21 protein-coding genes, 1 pseudogene and 1 riboswitch are annotated in these 22976 nt (G+C 69.5%); of the genes and pseudogenes, 16 read left to right on the forward strand and 6 right to left on the reverse strand.

Annotated features, from left to right (window positions below):
* Positions 1-6: 6 nt before the first annotated feature.
* Together gcvH and gcvT are read right to left on the reverse strand one after the other, a co-directional pair.
* A complete protein-coding gene (gene gcvH, locus R2B38_RS29600; RefSeq protein WP_318018955.1) occupies positions 7-384 on the reverse strand; it encodes a glycine cleavage system protein GcvH in 378 nt (125 codons plus the stop codon).
* Between the two features lie 120 nt (positions 385-504).
* Positions 505-1632, reverse strand: a complete 1128-nt coding sequence (gene gcvT, locus R2B38_RS29605) for a glycine cleavage system aminomethyltransferase GcvT (RefSeq protein WP_318018956.1) — start codon at positions 1630-1632, stop codon at positions 505-507.
* A 144-nt stretch (positions 1633-1776) separates the two neighbouring features.
* Positions 1777-1876, reverse strand: a riboswitch (glycine riboswitch).
* A gap of 149 nt (positions 1877-2025) precedes the next feature.
* Here gcvT and R2B38_RS29610 point away from each other — a divergent pair.
* From R2B38_RS29610 to R2B38_RS29655, 10 genes and pseudogenes are all read left to right on the forward strand, one after another.
* On the forward strand, positions 2026-2709 hold the full coding sequence (locus tag R2B38_RS29610; protein WP_318021825.1) for an AAA family ATPase: 684 nt from the start codon (positions 2026-2028) through the stop codon (positions 2707-2709).
* Positions 2710-2773: 64 nt separating this feature from the next.
* Positions 2774-3559 (forward strand): enhanced serine sensitivity protein SseB, encoded by a 786-nt coding sequence (locus R2B38_RS29615; protein WP_033282775.1) that lies wholly within the window; start codon positions 2774-2776, stop codon positions 3557-3559.
* A 150-nt stretch (positions 3560-3709) separates the two neighbouring features.
* On the forward strand, positions 3710-4498 hold the full coding sequence (locus R2B38_RS29620) for an enhanced serine sensitivity protein SseB C-terminal domain-containing protein (protein ID WP_318018957.1): 789 nt from the start codon (positions 3710-3712) through the stop codon (positions 4496-4498).
* Between the two features lie 343 nt (positions 4499-4841).
* Positions 4842-5840, forward strand: coding sequence for an ABC transporter permease (locus R2B38_RS29625; protein WP_033282773.1), 999 nt, complete (start codon positions 4842-4844; stop codon positions 5838-5840).
* A 53-nt stretch (positions 5841-5893) separates the two neighbouring features.
* Positions 5894-7645, forward strand: coding sequence for an ABC transporter substrate-binding protein (locus R2B38_RS29630; RefSeq protein WP_318018958.1), 1752 nt, complete (start codon positions 5894-5896; stop codon positions 7643-7645).
* Positions 7646-7720: 75 nt separating this feature from the next.
* The gene (locus R2B38_RS29635) at positions 7721-8728 is read left to right on the forward strand and encodes an ABC transporter permease (RefSeq protein WP_033282771.1); all 1008 of its coding nucleotides are present in this window, start codon (positions 7721-7723) and stop codon (positions 8726-8728) included.
* Entirely contained in the window at positions 8725-9822 is a 1098-nt protein-coding gene (locus R2B38_RS29640) for an ABC transporter ATP-binding protein (RefSeq protein WP_318018959.1), read from the forward strand. Before R2B38_RS29635 ends, R2B38_RS29640 begins: the two co-directional genes overlap by 4 nt.
* A pseudogene (locus R2B38_RS29645) lies at positions 9819-11010 on the forward strand (ABC transporter ATP-binding protein); the annotation flags it as partial. The gene R2B38_RS29640 and the pseudogene R2B38_RS29645, both read left to right, overlap by 4 nt.
* A 766-nt stretch (positions 11011-11776) precedes the next feature.
* Positions 11777-13168, forward strand: a complete 1392-nt coding sequence (locus R2B38_RS29650; protein ID WP_318018960.1) for a M1 family metallopeptidase — start codon at positions 11777-11779, stop codon at positions 13166-13168.
* A 46-nt stretch (positions 13169-13214) separates the two neighbouring features.
* The gene (locus tag R2B38_RS29655; protein ID WP_318018961.1) at positions 13215-13886 is read left to right on the forward strand and encodes a trimeric intracellular cation channel family protein; all 672 of its coding nucleotides are present in this window, start codon (positions 13215-13217) and stop codon (positions 13884-13886) included.
* Here R2B38_RS29655 and R2B38_RS29660 read toward each other — a convergent pair.
* Complete coding sequence (locus R2B38_RS29660; protein WP_318018962.1) at positions 13780-15018, reverse strand: alpha/beta hydrolase; 1239 nt, start codon at positions 15016-15018, stop codon at positions 13780-13782. The genes R2B38_RS29655 and R2B38_RS29660 overlap by 107 nt on opposite strands.
* Before the next feature lie 163 nt (positions 15019-15181).
* On the opposite strand from R2B38_RS29660, the gene R2B38_RS29665 reads away from it, so the two are divergent.
* Positions 15182-16054, forward strand: coding sequence for a thioesterase family protein (locus R2B38_RS29665; RefSeq protein WP_318018963.1), 873 nt, complete (start codon positions 15182-15184; stop codon positions 16052-16054).
* Between the two features lie 424 nt (positions 16055-16478).
* On the opposite strand, the gene R2B38_RS29670 is transcribed toward R2B38_RS29665, so the two are convergent.
* The gene (locus tag R2B38_RS29670; protein ID WP_318018964.1) at positions 16479-17066 is read right to left on the reverse strand and encodes a TIGR03086 family metal-binding protein; all 588 of its coding nucleotides are present in this window, start codon (positions 17064-17066) and stop codon (positions 16479-16481) included.
* A gap of 78 nt (positions 17067-17144) precedes the next feature.
* On the opposite strand from R2B38_RS29670, the gene R2B38_RS29675 reads away from it, so the two are divergent.
* Together R2B38_RS29675 and R2B38_RS29680 are read left to right on the forward strand one after the other, a co-directional pair.
* Positions 17145-18122 (forward strand): YafY family protein, encoded by a 978-nt coding sequence (locus R2B38_RS29675; RefSeq protein WP_318018965.1) that lies wholly within the window; start codon positions 17145-17147, stop codon positions 18120-18122.
* 140 nt (positions 18123-18262) lie between these two features.
* Positions 18263-18634: a hypothetical protein gene (locus tag R2B38_RS29680; RefSeq protein ID WP_318018966.1), complete on the forward strand. Its 372-nt coding sequence runs from the start codon at positions 18263-18265 to the stop codon at positions 18632-18634.
* A 79-nt stretch (positions 18635-18713) separates the two neighbouring features.
* Here R2B38_RS29680 and R2B38_RS29685 read toward each other — a convergent pair whose 3' ends face one another.
* Positions 18714-19337, reverse strand: a complete 624-nt coding sequence (locus tag R2B38_RS29685; RefSeq protein WP_318018967.1) for a TetR family transcriptional regulator — start codon at positions 19335-19337, stop codon at positions 18714-18716.
* Positions 19338-19487: 150 nt separating this feature from the next.
* Here R2B38_RS29685 and R2B38_RS29690 point away from each other — a divergent pair, with 150 nt between their 5' ends.
* The 3 genes from R2B38_RS29690 (at position 19488) to R2B38_RS29700 (ending at position 21250) form a co-directional block, all read left to right on the forward strand.
* The gene (locus R2B38_RS29690; RefSeq protein ID WP_019058547.1) at positions 19488-19655 is read left to right on the forward strand and encodes a hypothetical protein; all 168 of its coding nucleotides are present in this window, start codon (positions 19488-19490) and stop codon (positions 19653-19655) included.
* 65 nt (positions 19656-19720) lie between these two features.
* A complete protein-coding gene (locus R2B38_RS29695; RefSeq protein ID WP_318018968.1) occupies positions 19721-20014 on the forward strand; it encodes a DUF4190 domain-containing protein in 294 nt (97 codons plus the stop codon).
* Positions 20015-20086: 72 nt separating this feature from the next.
* Positions 20087-21250 (forward strand): cysteine desulfurase family protein, encoded by a 1164-nt coding sequence (locus tag R2B38_RS29700; protein ID WP_318018969.1) that lies wholly within the window; start codon positions 20087-20089, stop codon positions 21248-21250.
* A 22-nt stretch (positions 21251-21272) separates the two neighbouring features.
* On the opposite strand, the gene R2B38_RS29705 is transcribed toward R2B38_RS29700, so the two are convergent.
* On the reverse strand, positions 21273-22835 hold the full coding sequence (locus R2B38_RS29705) for a multicopper oxidase family protein (RefSeq protein WP_318018970.1): 1563 nt from the start codon (positions 22833-22835) through the stop codon (positions 21273-21275).
* Positions 22836-22976: the final 141 nt, after the last annotated feature.

A 22976-nucleotide genomic window follows, 5' to 3' on the forward strand; every position in this document is an offset into this window, starting at 1 on the left:
GACTCCTCAGCCGGCGGAAAACGCGGTGTACTCGTCGGCGGAGAGCAGGTCGCCCGGCTCCTCCGCGACGCGCACCTTGAAGAGCCAACCCCCCTCGAAGGGGGCCGAGTTGACCAGCGACGGGTCGTTCACGACGTCCTCGTTGATCTCGGTGATCTCGCCGCCGACGGGCGAGTACAGGTCGGACACCGACTTCGTCGACTCCAGCTCACCGCAGGACTCGCCCGCGGTCACCGTGGAGCCGACGTCGGGGAGCTGGGCGTAGACGACATCGCCGAGCGCGTTGGCCGCGAACTCGGTGATGCCGACCGTCGAGACGCCGTCCTCGGCGACCGACAGCCACTCGTGCTCCTTGCTGTAGCGCAGCTGCTGGGGGTTGCTCATGGCCTGAATTCTCCTGTACGCGGGGGAGTGCTGATGAATGGGGGACTGCATCCGGGCATCGACGAACAGGGCGATCCGCCCCTGGTCACCCGGGTCACAGACGTGACGCTACGACGACTGTCACTTCTCGCGCTTGTAGAAGGGCAGCGCCACGACCTCGTACGGCTCGTGGCTGCCCCGGATGTCCACGCCGACACCGGTCGTGCCCGGCGCCGAGTGCGCGGCGTCGACGTAGGCCATGGCGATGGGCTTGCCCAGGGTGGGGGAGGGGGCGCCGGAGGTGACCTCGCCGATGACCTGGCCGTCGGCGACGACGGGGTACCCGGCGCGCGGGACCCGGCGGCCCTCGGCGACGAGCCCGACGAGGACGCGCGGGGGCTGCGAGGCGGCGCGTTCGGCGGCGGCCTCCAGGGCCGTACGCCCGACGAAGTCGCCGTCCTTCTCGAACTTCACGACCCGGCCGAGCCCGGCGTCGAAGGGCGTGAGGGAGGTCGACAACTCGTGGCCGTACAGCGGCATCCCGGCCTCCAGGCGCAGGGTGTCCCGGCAGGACAGCCCGCACGGGATCAGCCCGACCCGCGCCCCGGCCTCGGTCAGCGCCAGCCACAGCTTCTCCGCGTCACCGGGGGACACGAACAGCTCGAAGCCGTCCTCGCCGGTGTACCCGGTGCGGGCGATCAGCGCGGGGACGCCCGCGACCGTGCCGGGCAGACCGGCGTAGTACTTCAGGCCGTCGAGGTCGGCGTCGGTGAGGGACCTGAGGATGGCGGGGGACTCGGGGCCCTGGACGGCGAGCAGCGCGTACGCGTCACGGTCGTCGCGGACGACCGCGTCGAAGCCCGCGGCCCGCTCGGTGAGCGCGTCCAGCACCACCTGCGCGTTGGAGGCGTTGGCCACCACCATGTACTCGGTGTCCGCGAGCCGGTAGACGATCAGGTCGTCCAGGATGCCGCCGTCGGCCCGGCAGATCATGGTGTAGCGGGCACGCCCGAGGCCCACGGAGGCGATGTTGCCGACGAGGGCGTAGTTGAGGAGCTGGGCGGCCTGCGGTCCGGTGACCGTGATCTCGCCCATGTGGGAGAGGTCGAAGAGGCCGGCCTTCGTGCGGACGGCGAGGTGCTCGTCGCGCTCCGAGCCGTAACGCAGCGGCATGTCCCAGCCGGCGAAGTCGGTCATCGTCGCACCGAGCGAGCGGTGCAGCGCGTCCAGCGCGGTACGGCGCGTCTCAGGGGTGGCGGTACTGCTCATCGGTCGGTCTCCCAAGGCATGACGGCGAGGTCGTTCCTCCCCATCTGTCATCGGGACCTGAGAGGTTCGCCATGACCGCACGCGGGACATGGGTTGCACCTTGGGTGGGACCACCGTCGCCGGCGGCCCGCTTTTCAGATGTGCCTCGCCCGCGCGGTAACGGGGCCTGAGAGATTCAAGGGAGGGACTTGCTCCTTCGGCGCCCCAGATGACGTACGTCCGGGGACTCTCCCGCGCGGATTCAAGCGGCCGGTATGCAGTTAGGCGGGCACATCATCGCACAGGCTTTGTAACAGGCCTGTGGCTGGACGCGAACGGAACCGCGAGACACCGTGCATTACCTTCTCTTTACGTTCAGTGGGGACAACCTTTCCTGACCCCGCAGGGAGGACGATCACGGTGACAAGGACCACGGTGTACGCCACGACCTCGGCCGTAGCGCTGCCCAAGCAGCCCTCGGCCCCGGCCAGAGAGGCATGCCAGGCCCGCCCGGCACCGGTCGTCCGCGACCTCCGCGAGCGCGCGGGGCACAGCCCGCACGGCCTCCGCTTCGGCCCCCGCGACCTGGTCGTGGTCACCGGCCTGCCCGGCAGCGGCAAGTCCACGCTGATGCGCCGCGCGGTGGCGGGCGGCACCGGGGTCCGCGTCGACAGCCAGGACACCCGGGACCGCTGGGACGCGCGCATGTCCGGCTTCCTCCCCTACGCGATCTACCGCCCCCTGGTCCGCCTCGCCCACTACGCCGGACTGCACCGAGCCCTGCGCTCCACGTCCGGAGCCGTCGTGCACGACTGCGGCACGCAGACCTGGGTGCGCGGCTGGCTGGCCCGGGCCGCCGGGCGCCGGGGCGGCGCGCTGCACCTGGTGTTCCTCGACGTCACCCCGGACACCGCGCTCGACGGCCAGCGCGAGCGGGGCCGCGGAGTCTCGCGGTACGCGTTCCTGCGCCACCGCAGGGCGGCCGCCCGCCTGTTGCGCGAGGTGGAGCGCGGTGATCTGCCTCGGGGCGTCGACTCGGCGGTCCTCCTGGACCGGGACGCGGCGGACGTGCTGCGCCGGATCGACTTCGCGGACTGAGCCGCTAGCCTTTTCAGCCACAGCAGGGTTACAGCAGGCGGTTTCACCAGCAGGCGGTAGGTAGATGGACTTCCCGGCGGACTTCCCCGGTCAGGCGTACCCCCACCCGCATCCGCACGGCGGATGGCCGGGCAACGAGCTGGAGGAGGTGCTCTCGGTGTCCCTCGGCATGCCCTCGGCCGGCGGCCGGATCGTCGAGGTGCTCGGCCGCAGCTTCGTCTGGGTCCCGCTCCCCAGCGGCGGCGGCCCGCAGAGCGGTCCCCTGGACCTGCCGACACTGGACATCGAGGGGCAGGCGTACGTCCCGGTCTTCAGCTCCGAGGAGCAGTTCCGCCAGGTGGTCGGTTCGCATCTCTCCTTCACGATCGCGCCGGCGGTGGAGTTCGCGCGCGGGCTGCCCCCGCAGGTCGGCATCGCGGTGAACCCGGGCGGCATGGTCGGCGTCCCGCTCCCGCCGCTCGCCGTCGCCGAGCTGTGCCGCATCGGCCGCACCGCCCTCGACGGCCCCACCAGCGGCGGCCGGGTCCGCCTCTTCGAACCCGACTGGCAGGACGACCCGGTCGACTTCCTCGCCGCGGCCTCCGCCGAGTTCGCCGCGATCGGCGTGGTCGGCTCGGCCCGCCGCTGCCTGGCCTCGATCGAGACGGCCGCCCCGGTCATGTTCGTAGGCGTAGAACTCACCAACTGGGACGGCGACTTGAGAGCGGCCCCGATGGAAGCGCTTGCCCGAGCCCTGGGTCAGGTAACGGTCCAGTGGCAGGTCAACCTGGTCCTCCTGGACGTAACCCAAGACCCGGTGGCGGACTGGATGCGCCAGACGGTACGCCCCTTCTATACGCAGGGTCACTAGAAGTACCGAGAAGGGCAACCACCCCAGGGGCGCGGGGAACGGCGCGACCAGCCACACTCGACCGGCACTCGCGAACGCACCCCAGGCCCCCACCCCTTGGGCGCTTAAGCTGTTCCCCAACGCAGGGCACCTACAAAAAGGAGCGGACACGTGAGCGCCAGCGGCACCGCGACCGGCCAGGTCGAGCACATGCTGCGCCAGGTGACGCCCGGGCGCTACGACGCCTACGAGGCACTCCTCCGCGCCCTCGCGACCCCCCACTCCGGTCAGATCTGGATGCTCCTGTGGCACGGCCAGTCCGGCTCCCCGGACGCCCAGTACGGAAACATGCAGGTCGACAAGTACGGCTACGCCCCCTGCGTCACCTCCGCCCAGGAACTGTCGGCGAGCGGCTGGAACCGCTCCTACGAGGTGGTCGACGGCCTCGACGTGGCCCGCACCCTCTACCCCGACCACTTCGGCCTCTGGCTCAACCCGCACGCGCCGGGCGGCGGCGTCGGCATCCCCTGGCTCGACCTTCGCCGCATCGCCACCGGCCTGGAACGCCAGCCCGCAGGGCCCCTGCGCCTGTCGGAGCCGGGTATCGAGATCCCGCAGTTCTACGCCCTCCTCACGCACAACGCCCACCGCACCCCGGCGGTCCGCGCCCTGCGCCGCGCCTGGGTGCAGCCCGCCCTCGGAGCGCCGTATCTCGCGATCGGTCTGGACGTCTACGACACCAGCCCGCCCGCCGTGGACTCGGTGCGCGGCATGATGCAGCAGTCGATCGGCGCGGTCCCCGACGGGCTGCCGGTGTCGACCGTGGCGATGTCCGACGAGTACGACCCCGTCGCGCTCTGGCTGCGGGCGAACGCCCGCCCGTTCTACGACCGTGAGGCCCACGCGGCACCCGCTCAGGCGGGCGGGTACGGATACCCACCCGTCCGTGGTGGATACTGAACCCGCGAGTCCTCTTCCCAGCTTCTCCGCAGGATTTACGTCTACGACACATTTCTTCGCGCGTAGACGGCGGTGTGGTGCCCCGAAAGACGCCGAATCTCTGTTCTGTCCCAAGTGTCCGGCGTCCGGGGTGCGTTACCCACTGTTCGGATAACGGAATCCCTAGTTAAGCATCACGGTTGCGCATACTTTCGCCGTCAGACCTGGCGGGTGATCGCAGCCACGCTGAAGACTCGCGACTCAGACACAGGGTCCAGGGACCCATGTCCACTGCAAGTCGACAAAGCCGCTAATCCGCGGCAGGCGTAAGCCGGTAACCACCGGCGAGAGGGGTCGGGTCACAGTGACCGCACCGATCGAGACCACGGGGGCGGAAGCCGGGGCGCAGCCGGAGGCTGTGCTCGCCGGCGCCGAGAAGGGGCAGATCGAGGGCCGTTCCCTTGGACAGATCGCCTGGACCCGGTTCAAGAAGGACAGAGTCGCCGTCGCCGGCGGTGTCATCGTCGTCCTGCTGATCCTGGTCGCGGCACTCTCCCGTCCGATCCAGTCGGTGTTCGGGCTGGATCCCGACGCCTTCCACCAGAACCTGATCGACGCCAACACCTCGCTGCCCAAGGGCGGTTGGGGCGGCATGAGCTGGGACCACCCGCTCGGTGTGGACCCGCAGTTCGGCCGGGACGTCGCCACCCGCATCCTCGAGGGCTCCTGGGTGTCGCTGGTGGTGGCCTTCGGCGCCACGATCCTGTCGAACGTGATCGGCACCATCCTCGGCGTCGTCGCGGGGTACTACGGCGGCCGGGTCGACTCGATCATCAGCCGTCTGATGGACACCTTCCTCGCCTTCCCCCTGCTGCTCTTCGCGATCGCCATCTCGGCGACCCTGCAGGGCGGTGCCTTCGGCCTCAACGGCCTGCCGCTGCACCTGAGCGTGCTGATCTTCGTCATCGGCTTCTTCAACTGGCCCTACCTGGGCCGGATCGTCCGCGGCCAGACCCTCGCCCTGCGCGAGCGCGAGTTCGTGGACGCCTCCCGGGGCATGGGCGCCAAGGCGCCGTACATCCTCTTCCGGGAGCTGCTGCCCAACCTGGTCGGCCCGATCATCGTCTACTCGACGCTGCTCATCCCGACGAACATCCTCTTCGAGGCGTCCCTCAGCTTCCTCGGGGTCGGTATCCAGCCCCCGCAGGCATCCTGGGGCGGCATGCTGCGGGACGCGGTCACCTATTACGAGGTCGACCCCGCGTACATGATCGTGCCCGGCCTCGCCATCTTCGTGACCGTCCTGGCGTTCAACCTGCTGGGCGACGGTCTCCGCGACGCTCTCGACCCCCGCAGCCGCTAGGGCCCGCACCCGAGAGTCCATCAAGTTTCCGACAATGGAGGAAGCAGACCATCATGCGAAGGTCAGCGCTGGCCGCAGTTGCGGCCATCGGCTCCGCGACACTGCTCATGGCAGGTTGCAGCAAGGCCGATGACAGTAAGAGTGACAACGGTGGTACCAAGGCGGCTGGGGCCAACGCAGCGACCAAGGACGTCGTCAACGCCTCTACCCACAAGGGCGGGACGGTCACCTACGAACTGTCCGACGTTCCGGACTCGTTCGACCCGGGCAACACGTACTACGCGTACATGTACAACTTCAGCCGGCTGTACGCCCGTCCGCTGATGACGTTCGAGCCCGGCCCCGGTTCCAAGGGGAACACCCTGGTCCCGGACCTCGCCGCGAGCAAGGGTGTCTCCAGCGACGGCGGCAAGACCTGGACGTACAAGCTGCGTTCGGGCCTGAAGTACCAGGACGGCACGGCGATCACGTCCAAGGACGTCAAGTACGCCGTGGAGCGTTCGAACTTCGCGCGTGACGTGCTCTCCCTCGGCCCGAACTACTTCCAGCAGTTCCTGGTCGGCGGCAAGGACTACAAGGGCCCGTACAAGGACAAGAGCGCCGAGGGCCTCAAGTCCATCGCGACGCCCGACGACACCACGATCGTCTTCCACCTGAACACGGCCTTCCAGGAGTTCGACTACCTGGTCGCGGCGCCGCAGACGGCTCCGGTGCCGCAGGCGAAGGACACCGGCGTCGACTACGTCAAGAACATCGTGTCCTCCGGCTCGTACCAGTTCCAGAGCTACCAGGACGGCAAGCAGGCCGTCCTCGTGCGCAACAAGAACTGGAACGCGGCGACGGACCCGCTGCGCAAGCAGTACCCGGACAAGATCGTCGTGAACCTGAAGGTCAACGCCGACACGATCGACAAGGACGTCCTCGCGGGCGACGCGATCGACATGGGCGGTACGGGTGTCCAGGCCGCGACCCAGGCGCAGCTGCTGACCTCGGCCGACAAGAAGGCCGGCACGGACAACACCTTCGGTGGCCGTCTCGTCTACATGGCGATCAACACCAAGGTGAAGCCGTTCGACAACGTGGCCTGCCGCAAGGCCGTCGAGTACGCCATCGACAAGGTCTCCGTGCAGACCGCCGAGGGCGGCCCGATCCGCGGTGAGATCGCCAGCACCGTCCTGCCGCCGGACATCACCGGCTACGAGAAGGCCGACCAGTACGCCACCACCGGCAACAAGGGTGACGTCGCCAAGGCCAAGGAGCAGCTGAAGGCCTGTGGCAAGACGTCGATCTCGACGAACCTGTCGGCCCGCAGCGACCGTCCGCAGGAGATCTCCGCGGCCACCGCGATCATCAACTCGCTGAAGGCCGTCGGCATCAACGCCAGCCTGAAGCAGTACCCGTCGGGCAAGTACTTCACCGACTACGCGGGTGTCCCGAAGTTCACCGAGCAGCAGAACATCGGCCTGATCATGATGCAGTGGGGTGCCGACTGGCCCTCCGGCTACGGCTTCGAGCAGCAGATCCTGAACGGTGAGGCGATCGGTGCCTCGGGCAACACCAACCTGTCGCAGTACGACAACAAGACGGTCAACAACCTCCTCGCCAAGGCCATCGGCACCGAGGACGTCGCGACCCGCAACAGCATGTACGCCCAGATCGACAAGCAGACCATGAGCGACGCGGCCCTCGTTCCGCTGACCTACTTCAAGGTCCTGCTGGCCCGTCCGGCGAACTACAGCAACCTGGTGTCGACGGCGGCCTTCAGCGGCCAGTACGACTACCTCAACATCGGCACCACGAAGTAGTCGTAGCCCCGGAAGGCAGGTGAAGGCATTGGTGCCCGCGGGCTTTGCGGCCCGCGGGCACCAGCGCCGATCCCCGTGATCTCGTACATTCTCCGTCGGACGGTCGCAGCGGTGATCCTGCTGCTGGTCGTCTCCGCGGTCACCTTCGGCATCTTCTTCCTGCTGCCACGGCTCGCCGGCCAGACCGCGGACCAGCTGGCCCAGCAGTACATCGGGAAGAGCCCGTCCGCGGCGGACATCGCCGCGGTCAAGCACAACCTCGGTCTGGACCAGCCCCTTTACCTGCAGTACTGGCACTTCATCAAGGGGATCGTGGCGGGCGCCACCTACAACCTCGGCCCCACCACCGTGCACTGCGACGCGCCCTGCTTCGGCTACTCCTTCAAGGACCACGTCGAGGTCTGGCCGCAGCTCACCTCCCGCCTTCCGGTCACCATCTCGCTGGCCTCCGGCGCCGCCGTGCTCTGGCTGCTGTCCGGTGTCACGGTCGGTGTGATCTCCGCGCTCAAGCCGCGGTCGTTCTTCGACCGCGCCTTCATGGGCGTGGCGCTCGCGGGTGTCTCGCTGCCCATGTTCTTCACGGGCAACCTGGCCATCCTGCTCTTCACGTACCAGTGGCCGATCTTCGGCCGCACCTACGTCCCGTTCACCGAGAACCCCGCGCAGTGGGCCAACACGCTGTTCCCGGCGTGGTGTTCGCTCGCGCTCCTCTACTCCGCCATCTACGCGCGGCTCACCCGCTCGGGCATGCTGGAGACGATGAACGAGGACTTCATCCGCACGGCCCGCGCCAAGGGCCTGCGGGAACGCAACGTCGTCGTCAAGCACGGTCTGCGGGCCGCCCTGACGCCGATCATCACCGTCTTCGGCATGGACCTCGGTCTGCTGCTCGGCGGCGCTCTGATCACCGAGTCGGTGTTCTCCCTGCACGGCATCGGCCAGTACGCGGTGCAGTCGATCGAGAGCAACGACCTGCCCCCGATCCTCGGCGTGACCCTGCTCGCAGCGTTCTTCGTAGTGATCGCAAATCTCCTGGTGGACCTTCTCTACGCCGCCGCCGACCCGCGGGTGAGGCTCTCGTGACCGACCTTTCCAAAACCGGCGCCGCGGTCGGCGAGCCCGTCAACTCGCCGTCGGCCGCCCCGAGTTCCTTCCTCGAAGTCCGCGACCTCAAGGTGCACTTCCCGACCGACGACGGCGTGGTCAAGTCCGTCGACGGGCTCAGCTTCTCGCTGGAGAAGGGCAAGACCCTCTCCATCGTGGGCGAGTCGGGCTCCGGCAAGTCCGTCACCTCGCTGGCGATCATGGGCCTGCACCGGCTCGGCCCGCGCGGCAAGAACGTGCGGATGACCGGCGAGATCTGGCTCGACGGCCAGGAGCTGGTCAACGCCTCGCCGGACGACGTGCGCAAGCTCCGCGGCCAGCAGATGTCCATGATCTTCCAGGACCCGCTGTCCGCGATGCACCCGTACTACAAGATCGGCGACCAGATCGTCGAGGCGTACCGGGTGCACAACGACGTCAGCAAGAAGGTCGCCCGCACCCGCGCGATCGAGATGCTCGACCGGGTCGGCATCCCCGAGCCGGCCAAGCGTGTCGACGGCTACCCGCACGAGTTCTCCGGCGGTATGCGCCAGCGCGCGATGATCGCGATGGCCCTGGTCAACAACCCCGAACTGCTCATCGCGGACGAGCCGACGACCGCCCTGGACGTCACCGTCCAGGCGCAGATCCTCGACCTCATCCGGGATCTGCAGAAGGAGTTCGGCTCCGCGGTCGTCCTGATCACCCACGACCTCGGTGTCGTCGCCGAGATCGCCGACGACGTCCTGGTCATGTACGGCGGCCGGTGCGTGGAGCGCGGTCCCGTCGACGAGATCTTCGAGAAGCCGCAACACCCGTACACCTGGGGCCTGTTGGGCTCGATGCCGCGCATCGACCGGGAGACCTCGGAGCGGCTCATCCCGGTCAAGGGCCAGCCGCCGAGCCTCATCAACGTCCCCTCGGGCTGCGCCTTCCACCCGCGCTGCCCGTACGCGGACATCCCCAAGGGCGACGTCACGCGAACCGTGCGCCCCGAGCTGGAGCTGGTTCCCGGCGGGCACTGGTCCGCCTGTCACCTCCCGGCTGAGGACCGTACGCGGATCTGGACCGAAGAGATTGCGCCGAAGCTGTGAGCGATACGAACAAACAGGCCGCCACCGCGGTCGTACCGGAGCAGGCGGCCTCCTCGGGGGACCGTGAGGTGCTGCTCAAGGTCGAGGGCCTGAAGAAGCACTTCCCCATCAAGAAGGGGATCCTGCAGCGCCAGGTCGCCGCGGTGAAGGCCGTCGACGGCATCGACTTCGAGGTGCGCAAGGGCGAGACCCTGGGCGTCGTCGGGGAGTCGGGCTGCGGCAAGTCGACCATGGGCCGGGTCATCACCCGGCTCCAGGACCCGACGGGCGGCTCGATCCACTTCGAGGGCCAGGACATCACGACCCTGAACGCGGCCGGCATGCGCCCGCTGCGCCGGGACATCCAGATGATCTTCCAGGACCCGTACGGCTCCCTGAACCCCCGGCACACCATCGGCTCGATCGTCTCGGCGCCGTTCCGGCTCCAGGGCGTGGAGCCCGAGGGCGGGGTGCGCAAGGAGGTCCAGCGCCTGCTGGAGCTGGTGGGTCTGAGCCCCGAGCACTTCAACCGCTACCCGCACGAGTTCTCCGGCGGCCAGCGCCAGCGCATCGGCATCGCCCGCGCGCTCGCCCTCAAGCCCAAGCTCGTGGTGGCGGACGAGCCGGTCTCGGCGCTCGACGTGTCGATCCAGGCGCAGGTCGTCAACCTCATGGACGACCTCCAGACGGAGCTCGGCCTGACGTACGTGATCATCGCGCACGACCTCTCCGTCGTCCGCCATGTCTCGGACCGGGTCGCGGTGATGTACCTCGGCAAGATCGTCGAACTCGCCGACAGCACCAAGCTGTACGAGTCGCCGATGCACCCGTACACCAAGGCCCTGATGTCGGCCGTGCCGGTGCCGGACCCCAAGCGCCGGGGTGCCAAGAGCGAGCGCATCCTGCTCAAGGGCGACGTCCCCTCGCCGATCTCCCCGCCCAGCGGCTGCCGTTTCCACACGCGCTGCTGGAAGGCCACGGAGATCTGCCGGACGGCGGAGCCCCAGCTGATCGAGCTCCGGCCCGGCCAGCAGGTCGCCTGCCACCACCCGGAGAACTTCGCGGACCAGGCCCCGCAGGACACGGTCCTGCTGAGCGCCGCGAAGGAAGCGGTGGAGTTGGTGGGCGCGGCAGTCCTGGAGAAGTCGGCGGAGGCGGAGGCTGAGACGGGAGCCAAGCCGGAAGCCGAGATCGCGGCGGCTGCCGAGGCCAAGCCGGAAGCTGAGGTTGCGGCGGGAGCCGAGGCCAAGCCGGAAGCCGAGGTCGCGGCGGTTGCCGAGGCCAAGCCGGAAGCTGAGGTCGAGTCGGAAGCTGAGGCCACGGCTGAGGCTGAGGTTGCGGCGGTTGCCGAGGCCAAGCCGGAAGCTGAGGTCGAGTCGGAAGCTGAGGCCACGGCTGAGGCTGAGGTTGCGGCGGGAGCCGAGGCCAAGCCGGGAGCTGAGGCCAAGCCAGAAGCCGAGATCGCGGCGGATGCCGAGGCCAAGGCGGATGCCGAGAGCAAGCCGGACGCCGAAGTCGAGGCGGCCGAGGTCGCTGCCGTGACCGAGGCGGCGGACGCGGCTACGCCCGCCGTGACCGAGAAGCCTTCGGCGCCGGCAACGGCTGTCACCGCGGAGCCTGCTGCCGCCGGATCCACGGCTGCCGCCGAATCTCCGGCGGACGCCGAGGAAGCTGCGGCGGAGGCACCCGAGGCCGCCGATGCCGAGTCGGCGGAGCCGGCGGAGACCGCGGCTGACCAGCCCGTCGCCGAAACCCCGGCCACCTCCTCCCCGGAGACCCCCGAAGCCCCGGTCACCTCCGAGGCGAAGACCCCCGAAACCCCGGCCCCCGCTTCCCCCGAAGCGGAATCCGGCGATCAGGAGTCAACTGCCAAGTAGCACATGACGAGTTGGTAAAGTCATGTTCATGTCGAAACGGGAGAGTGCAGAGTCGAGCGCGTCCGTCTGATCGGAAACGCACCCGAAAGGGACGACTCATGGCACTCTCCCGTTCGGCACGTCTGGGGGCCCTCGCGACAGCGGCGGCCTCTTTTCTTGTCATCGCCGCCTCCTCCGCCCCCACCCCCGGCGCCGACGGCATCGGTGACCCCTACTTCCCCCAGCTCGGCAACGGCGGCTTCGACGCCCGGCACTACGCCCTCGACGTCGCCTACAACCCGGACACCGACCGCCTCGACGGCCGTACGACACTCACCGCCCGCGCCACCCAGAACCTCTCCTCCTTCGACCTGGACCTCCAGAAGCTGGAGGTCACCAAGGTCCAAGTGAACGGAAGACGGGCCCAGTTCACCCGCACCGGCGACGAACTGCGCATCACCCCGAGGGACTTCCTCCGCAAGGGCAGGGACTTCACGGTCGCCGTCACCTACGGCGGTGTCCCCGAACCCCTCAACGGCCCCATCGTGTTCGGCTCCGACTACGGCTGGATGAAGACCCCCGACGGAGTCTTCGTCGCCTGCGAACCCAACGCCGCCTCCACCTGGTTCCCGTCCAGCGACCACCCCTCCGACAAGGCCACCTACGACATCCGCATCAAGGCCCCCAAGGGCCTGACCGGAGTCTCCAACGGCCGGCTCGTCTCGACGTACGACAAGGGCGACTCGACGTACACCCACTGGCGCGAGAGCAAGCCCATGGCGACCTATCTCGCGACCGCCACCATCGGGAAGTTCGACGTCAAGACCGGCAGGACGCCCGGCGGCATCCCGATCTACGTCGCCATCGACCCCGTCCTCGCCAACAGCAACAGCGTCGACGTGTACGCCGTGACGGCCGCCGCCACCGACTACTGGTCGCAGCTCTTCGGGCCGTACCCCTTCGAGGAGACCGGCGCGATCGTCGACGACATGCCGGAGGCCGGGTTCTCGCTGGAGGTGCAGAGCAAGCCCGCCTACTCGGCCGTGCGCAACGAGACGACGATCGTGCACGAGCTGGCCCACCAGTGGTTCGGCGACTCCGTGTCGGTCGCGCACTGGAAGGACATCTGGCTCAACGAGGGCTTCGCGACCTACGCCCAGTGGCTGTGGGCCGAGCACCAGGGCACCCGCACCGCGCACGACTCGTTCCTGGCCGGCTACAACTCCCGCCCCGCCGACAACGCCTTCTGGCAGACCGTCGTGGCGGATCCGCAGCGGGACACCATGTTCGCCTCGGCCGTCTACCAGCGCGGCGCGATGACCCTCCAGATGCTCCGCGAACGCATCGGCGACACCGCGTTCTTCAAGCTGCTCCCCGCCTGGACCAAGCTCCACCGCTACGGCAACGGCGACACCGCCGGCTTCATCAAGCTCGCCGAGAAGATCAGCGGGCAACAGCTCGACGACCTGTTCCAGACCTGGCTGTTCACGCCAGGGAAACCGACCCTGTAACCCTTGCTTTGAAAGGGAGGCACCCTTCTGTAGGTAAGAATGTGGGGTGCTTCAGCAACTGTTCAGCCCCTCCGTCCAGCACACGCTCGACCTCGTCGGCATCTTCGTGTTCGCCATCTCCGGCGCGCTGCTGGCCGTCCGCAAGAACTTCGACGTGTTCGGCATCGCCGTGCTCGCCGAGGTCACCGCGCTGGGCGGAGGGGTCTTCCGGGACCTCATCATCGGGGCCGTACCCCCGGCCGCCTTCACGGACCTGGGCTACTTCAGCACCCCGCTCTTCGCCGCGCTCCTCGTGTTCTTCCTCCATCCGCACGTGGAGCGCATCCAGGCCGGCGTCAACGTCTTCGACGCGGCCGGCCTCGGCCTGTTCTGTGTCACCGGCACGGTGAAGGCGTACGACTACGGGCTCGGCCTGACCGCCTCGGTGGCCCTCGGTCTCGGGTCCGCCGTCGGCGGCGGTGTGCTGCGGGACGTGCTGGCCAACGAGACTCCCTCCCTGCTCCGTTGGGACCGCGACCTGTACGCGGTCCCCGCCATCGTCGGCGCCACCATGGTCGCCGTCTGCATCCGCTACGACGCCCTCGGCCCGTTCACCAGCGGGCTCGCGGTCGTCACCGCCTTCGTGTTGCGCCTGCTCGCGATGCGGTTCCACTGGCGAGCTCCGCGGGCTTGGAACCGCCGGTCGAACGCCCGAGAGGATCCGACGCGGACTTCGTGATCCTGGGGTGGTTCTGGCCCAGTTCCAGGGTCAGCCAGCGGAACACCGTCTTCACCTGGGGTCGCCACAGCGCCATGGTGTGCCCGCCGTCGCTGCGCGGCAGGAACACCACGTGCACGCTCGTCGGCGCCTTCGCGATCTGTTCGAGGGCCACGCCCGCCTGGTAGCCGTCGCCGGACTCGCCGGACAGGTACATCGCGATCGGCGGCGGCGTGGCCGCGTTCCTGAGCAGCAGGTAGGGGTTGTTCGCCTCCCGCAGGGCCACGCTCTGCGCGGCCAGCGAATTGCGTTCGCCGATCGGGTCGTTGTAGCCGGACATGCTCACCGCGGCCTGGTAGCGGTCGGGGTGGGCGACGGCGAGCTTGACCGCGCAGTGCGCGCCGGCCGAGTAACCGGCGACCCCCCAGCCCTTGGGCGCCGGCTGGGCACGGAAGTTGTCCGTGACCATCTTCGGCACGTCGACGCTGAGCCAGGTGTCGGCGTTGACCGTGCCGGGGATGTTGGCACACCCGGTGTCCACGCCGGCCAGCAGGTTGTAGCGCGGCGCGACCAGGATGAAGGGCGCGACCCGCCCGCTCCTCATCAGCGGCTCCAGCTGCTGGGTCACGTGCATCGACCCGAACCAGGCCTTGGCGGAGCCCGGCCAGCCCGGCAGCAGTTCCACGACGGGGAACTTCTTGTGGCGGTAGGCCGCTTCCTTGTACTGCGGCGGGGTCCAGACGTAGACCTCGGCGTTCACGCCCGACACCCGGCCCTTGAGCTGGGTGACCTCCACCTGTCCCGCGGAGCTCATGCCGGGACCGGTGGCCGGGGAGAAGTCCTGCTTGACCTTGGGCAGCTTGTTCAGCGAGATGTTCCCGGTGCCGTTCTTGCCGAGGTTGGCGGCCTGCTGGACGTGGTTGCCGGTGCCGAGGAGGTCGGCCCAGTTGTCGTAGAGGTTGTTCTGGTTGTTCACCATGACGAAGACCAGGGTGACGGCCGTCGCCTGGGCGAACAGCAGCATCAGGGCCCGTGCCGCCACGCGAACGGCCTTGGGGCCGCGCATCCGCGACCACAGCACGAGCGGCAGTATGAGGGCGACGATCGTCAGCACGACGGCGGTGTAGAGGAACGGAGTCCCGGTGAGGCTCATGTCCCCAAAGAGGGGGATCACGGGCCGCGGGTCACGGACGAGTTCGGACACTTACCAAGAAATTGCCGGTTCCTCACCCGGTCGGCGGACAACCCGCTGGTGTTTTCATATGCCCGCAACAACAAAGCTACCGCTTAGTAATTACCTGTTGTACGGTTCATCCATGCGAGAAGCACCACCCGCCCCGGCGCCCACGCGGGCCGCACAGGCCACCATCGGCGACAGCGAGTTCGACCGCGACACGGCGGTCACGCGCCGCGCCCCGGGCGTCTACGACATCGACCTCTCGGCCGGCTGGACGATCATCAGCGCGGTCAACGGCGGCTACCTCCTCGCCGTCCTCGGCCGAGCGCTGGCGGACGCGCTCCCGCACAGCGACCCGTTCACGATCTCCGCGCACTACCTGACGGCGTCCCAGCCGGGCCCGGCGGTCATCCGCACGGACACGGTCCGCACCGGCCGCACGCTGTCCACCGGCCAGGCGTCCCTCTTCCAGTACGACGAAGAGGGCGGGGAGGTCGAACGGATCCGGGTCCTGGCCTCCTACGGCAACCTGGACACCCTCCCGGACGACGTCCGCACGACGGCCCGCCCGCCGGTGTTCCCGCCCATGGACCAGTGCTTCGGTCCGCAGGATGCCCCCGCCCCGGTCCCCGGCAGCTCGGCGATCGCCGACCGCCTGATGCTCAAGCTCGACCCGTCCACCCTCGGCTGGGCCCTGGGCGCCCCCTCCGGCAAGGGCGAGATGCGTTCCTGGTTCGGCCTCGCTGACGGTCGCGACGCCGACCCGCTGTCCCTTCTCCTCGCGGTGGACGCCCTCCCTCCGACGGCCTTCGAAATCGGCCTGAAGGGCTGGGTCCCCACGGTGGAACTCACCGTCCACGTACGGGCCCGCCCGGCCCCGGGCCCCCTCCGCGTCTCCATCACCACCCGCAACCTGGCCGGCGGCTTCCTGGAGGAGGACGCGGAGATCTGGGACAGCGCGGACCGACTCGTCGCCCAGTCACGGCAGTTGGCACGGGCGAGGCTGGGCTGAGGGGCGTTCGGGTCGGCGAGGGCGCCAACTCTGGGCGGGGGAAGGGTATTTCGGGGGCGGCGGGGGCGAACTCGGTCGGCTCCGGGGACGGGGTCGGAATGCCGTCGCCCACCTGGGCCGCCAACTGCCGCCAGGGGGTGGCTTCTTCGGGTGCCGGTTGTGTCGAGGTGCAGGGGACTCGGCGGGGTTTCAGGTGCGGACCGCGATCTCCGTGGCGCCGTACTCGATCCGTGGCCGCCGTCCCGTGGCCGACGGTGCGACGCGGCCGAATACCTGGCCCGCGCCGGACTCGGCCGAGCGGCTTCGCCCCGACCCAGCCGCCAATTGCCGCTGTGGGTCGTGATGGTGGTGGCGCGCGGGTGATCCGGGTTTCCGCCGTGCGGTCGGCGGTGCGCCCCGGCCGACCGCTCGGCCTGCGCCTCGTTCAGTCGAGCGGCCTGCGCCCGAGCCAGGCCGCCAACTGTCCGTAGGCGTCGGCCCCTTCGGGCGCCGGCTGTGCCGTGTCGAAGGGCGTGTCCGCGTCCCGTTCCTCGTCCGGCAGGACCCGGCGGGCGATGGCGAGGGCGAACTCGGCCAGTTCCGGGTCGAGTTGGACGGGGTGGCCCAGGGACTCCGAGAGGTCCCAGACGTGGGTGACGTTCTCCATGACGTAGCCGGAGAGGGCGATGCGGCCCGGGGCCTCGCCCCAGGGGACCTGGACCAGGGCGTCCAGGCGGGTGTCGTCCGCCCAGGCGGCGCGGACCCGGGTGCGGGCCTCGTCGTAGGCCGTGGGCCAGCCCTTGTCGTCGATGCCGTCGACGAAGGGGTGTACGGCCATGCCGTCGCCGCCCTCGCCGATCGTCGCGATGCGGTGGGTGCCGCCGGTGAGGTGGCTCAGGAGGGTGCGCACGTCGAACTCCGCGCAGGGGGTGGGGGAGGAGAGCTGGTCCGGGCGTACCGTCCTGATCAGGGCGGCGGTCTGCTCGGTGGCTCGGGTGTACAGGGGGCGGGGGTCGTTCGCGTTGGGGTTCATGGCAGTGATGGTGGATCCATAACCTGACAGTTTCCGTCAACATTTGCGTGGCGTTTCCGGGCGGCGGATCCTGGGGGTGTGAAGGCCGACCGACTGCTCTCGATCCTGTTGCTTCTGCAGACCCGGGGTCGCGTCCCCGCGCATGAACTCGCCGACCGGCTGGAGGTGTCGGTGCGCACCATCTACCGGGACGTCGAGGCGTTGTCCGCCTCCGGGGTGCCGGTGTACGCGGAGCGCGGGCGGCACGGGGGGATCGAGCTGCTCGCCGGGTTCCGTACGGACGTGACGGGACTGACCGCCGACGAGTCGCGCGCCCTGTTCATCCTGGCCGCGCAGGGCGCCCACGCCGCCCTCGGCCTCGACGCCGCGCTCGGTTCCGCGCTGCGCAAGGTGATGGCCGCGCTGCCGGCGCCGTACCGGCCGGCCGCCGAGGTGACCTCCCGGCGCATCCTCGTCGACGCCACGCGGTGGAAGGGCGGGCCCCAACCCGCCGCGGATCTGGACGTGTTGCAGGACGCGGTCTTCGCCGACCGGCGGCTGCGGCTGCGTTACCGGCACAGCGGCGCGAAGGAGCCCAGCACCTACACCGTCGACCCGTACGGCCTCGTCTCCAAGGCCGGTGTCTGGTACCTCGTCGCCGACCGCCGCGCGCGCCCCCGCCTCTTCCGCGCCAACCGCGTCCACTCGGCCACCCTCCTCCCCGACCCGGTGAAGCGCCGCCCGGGTGTCGAACTCGCTGATGCCTGGGAGGAGTTGCGCCGCCAGGTCGAGGAACGCCCCGGCGGACTCGACGTCACCGTCCGCGTCCGCCGCTCCCGCCTCGACATGTTCCTGCGCCTCAACGCCTCCTCGCTCGCCGAACTCCCCGAGGACGAGGGCGAGAAGGAGTGGGTGACGGTCCGGCTGTCGTACGGCGTCGTCCGTGAAGCGCGTCAACTGCTCCAGTTCGCCGACGCGTTGGAGGTCGTATCACCGCCGGAGGTGCGTGCGGAGGTGGCCGCGGCGGCCGCTTCTGTCACGGAGCTGTACCAGCGAGTAGGCGCGGGCCGAGAGTGAAATCCCAGGTCAGAGTGGTCTCTTGGGCTGCCCTTTACTTCGCGCACAGGGTGGGGACAGGGCTCCGACAACGAAGCCTTAAGCGGCGTTGATTGAGTTCCCGTCACAAGACATCCTCATCGTTTTTGGAGCTGTTTCTCATGAAGCGTGCGCGTCTCATCCCCGCAGTGGCCCTGCTGGCGCTCTCGCCCCTGGCCCTGGCGGCCTGCGGTTCGAGCGACTCGTCGTCGTCCTCCGGCAGCGGCAACTCCGGTTCCACGCAGTCCTGTTCCGCCTCCGGCATGCCCACCGGCAACGCCACGGCACGGCCCAGCGGCGCCCCTTCCGGCGCGCCCACGGGCGCCGCGGCCTCGGGCAAGCCGACGGGCATGCCGACCGGCAACGCGTCCGGCATGCCGACCGGCGGCCCCGGCGGAGGCGGTGGACAGGGCGGCCAGGGCGGCGGCCCCGGCGGCGGGTGCGGCGGCGGCCCGGGCGGCGGCCAGATGAGCGGGGCCCCGCAGCAGGGCTGACCGCGGCCCCGCACGACAGGGGCGGCACGCTCGTACACCGGGCGTGCCGCCCCTGTCGTATGTCACGCGTGTGTGGTGGTCAGCCGAGCCAGTGCCGCCGCCCCACGCTGATCAACCGCATCTGCTGCTGGGCGAGTTGGGCCACCCGCTCGCGCTCCTCGGCCGGTGCCTCCAGCGCCTCCAGGAAGAGCGAGGCCGTGATGAGCATCTGGTCGACGTAGAGGTGGGCCAGCATCAGCAGGTCGTCGTCGCGCCAGCCCCGTGACTCGGGGTCCTTGGCGAGCTCGGCCTTCACCTCCTCGGCGAACCGGGCGAGTTGGTCCCGGATGGCCTCCCGCACCGGCTGCACCCCGCCGTGCCGCTCGCGCGCGATGAAGCGGACGTGCGCCGGATACGTGTCCACGTGAGAGGCGATCAACTCGACGGCACGCGTGATGCGTTGACCGCTGTCCGCCGGGGCCACCGTCTGCCGGATCATCGGATGCAGACTGCCCAGCGCCTCCTCGACGAGCGAGACCCCGAGATCGGCCGTGGAACGGAAGTGCCGGTAGAAGGCGGTCGGGGCGACGCCCACGGCCCGGGTGACCTCGCGCAGGCCGAGACTGCTCAGGCTCTGCTCCTCCAGCAGCCCCAACGCGGCGTCCAGCAACGCCTGTCGGGTCTTCTGCTTCTGTGCCTGCCGGATGCCGAGGGTGTGACTCATGTCATCCAGTTAACAACTGTTCTCCGTAATTGAAAAGTCGCCGGACGCGCTAGACTCAAGTTCAGTGAACAAGTGTTACTACAACCGTTCACCGAAACGTAACGAGAGCCGTCCCGGACGTCCCGGCCGACTCGGAGGGGGATTCATCCCATGCTGTTCCTCGTCGTAGCGCTCCTGCTGTTCGGCGTCGTGGTGGGCACCGTGGCCCACGCGCCGCTCGCCTTCACCGCCGTCGCCGCCACCGTCATCGCCGTCTGGCTGGGCATCTTCGCGCTCCGCGAGCGGCACGGCCGCCGCGGCCGTACGACCGCCAACTGACCGTCCGCGGCTGCCAGTCGACCGCCCGACCCACCATCCACCCGATCCTCGGGAGCCGAACCGCCATGCAACGCACCGCACCGGCACACAGCAGCACCACCGACAACCCCCACGTCAAGCCCACCGGCCGCCGTGACGCCGACGGCATGGCCGTCGCGTCCTTCATCCTCGGCCTCGTCGGACTGCTCGTGCTCAACGTCTTCCTCGGCCCGATCGCCATCGCCCTGGCCGGCGTGGCACTGTGGCGCGGCACCGGCCGCCGCGGCCGTGCCTTCCTCGGCCTGGGACTCGGCATCGCCGATCTGCTGGTCCTCGTCGCCTTCATGCAGCTGGACAGCACGGTCTCCTGGAGCTTCTAGGGGACCGGCCGGATCCCGTCGGGCGCCCGCCCCTCCGGGGTGCGCACCGGGGCCCGTAGAATCGGCGTCACCATGGCATACCTCGACCACGCCGCGACCACCCCGATGCTTCCCGAGGCAGTCGAGGCGATGACGGCCCACCTGAGCATCACGGGCAACGCCTCCTCCCTCCACGCTTCCGGCCGCAAGGCCCGCCGTACGGTCGAAGAGGCCCGGGAGACCCTCGCCGAAGCGCTCGGCGCCCGCCCCAGCGAGGTCGTGTTCACCTCCGGCGGCACCGAGGCCGACAACCTCGCGGTGAAGGGCCTGTACTGGTCCCGCCGCGATGCCGACCCGGCCCGCACCCGGGTCCTGGCCAGCCCCGTCGAGCACCACGCCGTCCTGGACGCCGTCCACTGGCTGGGCGAGCACGAGGGCGCCACCGTCGAGTACCTCCCGGTCGACTCCTACGGCCGGGTCAGCCCCGAGGTGCTGCGCGAGGCGATCGCCCGCAACCCCGACGACGTCGCCCTGGCGACCGTCATGTGGGCCAACAACGAGATCGGCACGGTCCTGCCGGTGCGTGAACTCGCCGATGTGGCAGGGGAGTTCGGCATCCCGCTGCACGCCGACGCGGTGCAGGCCTTCGGTCAGGTCCCGGTCGACTTCGCCGCCTCCGGACTCGCCGCGGCGACCGTCTCCGGCCACAAGATCGGCGGCCCGTACGGTATCGGCGCCCTGCTGCTGGGCCGCGAGTACACCCCCGTACCCGTCCTGCACGGCGGCGGCCAGGAACGCCATGTCCGCTCCGGCACCCTCGACGTCCCCGCGATCGCCTCCTTCGCGGTCGCGGGCCGGCTGGCCGCGCAGCAGCGCGAGTGGTTCGCCCGCGAGATCGGCGCCCTGCGCGACGAGCTGGTCTCCGCCGTCCGTACGGCGGTCCCGGACGCGATCCTCGGCGGCGACCCGGTGGACCGCCTCCCGGCCAACGCCCACTTCACGTTCCCGGGCTGCGAGGGCGACTCCCTGCTGCTCCTGCTGGACGCCCAGGGCATCGAGTGCTCCACCGGCTCCGCCTGCACGGCGGGCGTCGCCCAGCCCAGCCATGTCCTCCTCGCCACCGGCACCGATCCGGACCTGGCCCGCGGCACCCTGCGCTTCTCCCTCGGCCACACCTCCACGGAGGCCGATGTGGAGGCGGTCGCGAAGGCGATCGGCCCGGCGGTGGAGCGTGCTCGCGCCGCCGGGCTGACCTGAGGGCTGCTCCTCGGCGTCCCGCTTAACTCTCCGTCACCATGAGGGAGGCCATCATGCCCTCGTCCTCGTGCTGCAGGAGATGGCAGTGGAGCATGTACATATAGGTGTCGTCGGAGAAGTCGGTGAACTCCATGGCGATCTTGATCGAGCCGCCGCCGACCACCTCGTAGGTGTCGTACCAGCCGAGCTGGACCCCGGTGGGATCCTCGCCGTTGATGGAGATCAGCTGGTACGGCACGTCGTGCAGGTGGAACGAGTGTTCCAGCTGGGTGGAGTTCTGGATCGTCCAGATCTCCTTCGCGCCGACCGTCGTACTGATCATCGCCATCGCGGCCATGGTGGTGCCCGCCGACCCGTTGATCAGCATGGTCGCGCCGTTCTGGCCCAGGGTGATCGTCCGGGCGGTGAAGTCGGTCGTGTCGTACCGGTCGATGGTGTTGAGGGTGGGCAGGTCGGCGGGGGTGTCGGTGCCGCTGGCCGTCACCGCGAGGACGTCGTAGGTGCCGCTGCCGCCGCGGATCCAGCCGGTGGTGATCACGGCCTGGAGAGTGGCGTCCGCGGTGAGGTCCATGACGAACTCGGCCCGGGCACCGGCCACCAGGCGGATCGTGGTCACCTCGGTGGCCTCGGTCAGATAGCCCTGGTCGGTGCTGATCTGGGTGAGGGTGCCGCCGTCGCTGCGCTGGATCACGATGATGTCGGACGGCGAGGCGTTCAGCGCGCGGAACCGGGTCCGGGTCTTGGTGGCGGTGAAACCGAGCGTGGTGGAGTCCACGTTGGTCCCGTTGAGCAGGAGGGGGAAGGTGGTGGTGCTCAGCCGGTAGCCGGCCGCGTCGTACTTGATGTCCCCGTCGGTGTCCACGGCGAGGGACTGGAAGATCAGCGGGACGTCGTCGACGCCGTAGTCGCTGGGCAGCGCGGTGGACGCGTCCGTGGAGTCCTCGACGATGATCATCCCGGCCAGGCCGTGCACGGCCTGCTTGGCGGTGGTGCCCAGGGCGTGCGGGTGGTACCAGAGCGTGGTGGCGGGGTCCTTGACCGTGAACGTGGGGGACCAGGTCGTGCCGTCGGCGAAGGCGACCTGCGGGCCGCCGTCCATCTTCGCGGGCACGTGGGCGCCGTGGAAGTGGACCGTCGTGTCCTCGCCGATGTCGTTGGTGATGTTGAGAAGGACCACGTCGCCGTTGGTCCACTTCAGGGTCGGGCCCAGGAAGTCCTGGTTGTAGCCCATCGTGCTGCTGGTGACGCCCGAGATCACCTCGTGGGTGCCGGTCTTGGCCTCCAGCGTGTACGTGGTGACGCCGTCGGTGGTGGTGCCCTCGAGGAGGTCCGGGATGGTGAGGGTGGCGTCCGCCGCGGAGGCCTTGCTCTTCGCCGCGCCGTTCAGCAGGGCGAAGGCGCCGCCGGCGGCCGCGACCGCCGCGATGCCGGTTCCGGCCATGCCGCCGAGGAACTTGCGCCGGTGCAGGCCCTTGCCCCGGGCCGCGGTGTCCTTGTCGTGGTCGCGCTTCTCGGCCGTGTTCTTGCGGTGGTTGCCCTTGTTGTCTCTGTTCTGATCGGACGCGGGCTCGCTGGTGTGTGTCATGAGGCCAGAGATTTGACCTAAGGGCTGTGTAAAGACTGGGGGGTTGTTAGTAGCCAGCAGAGCAATCTATGAAAGATAAGCGTGCGGGCTCGCTCCCCAACTCCCCTTGGCCGAAAGCCGAGTTGGCGTGCCCCAGGTCAC

The organism is Streptomyces sp. N50 (assembly GCF_033335955.1).
Lineage (GTDB): Bacteria > Actinomycetota > Actinomycetes > Streptomycetales > Streptomycetaceae > Streptomyces.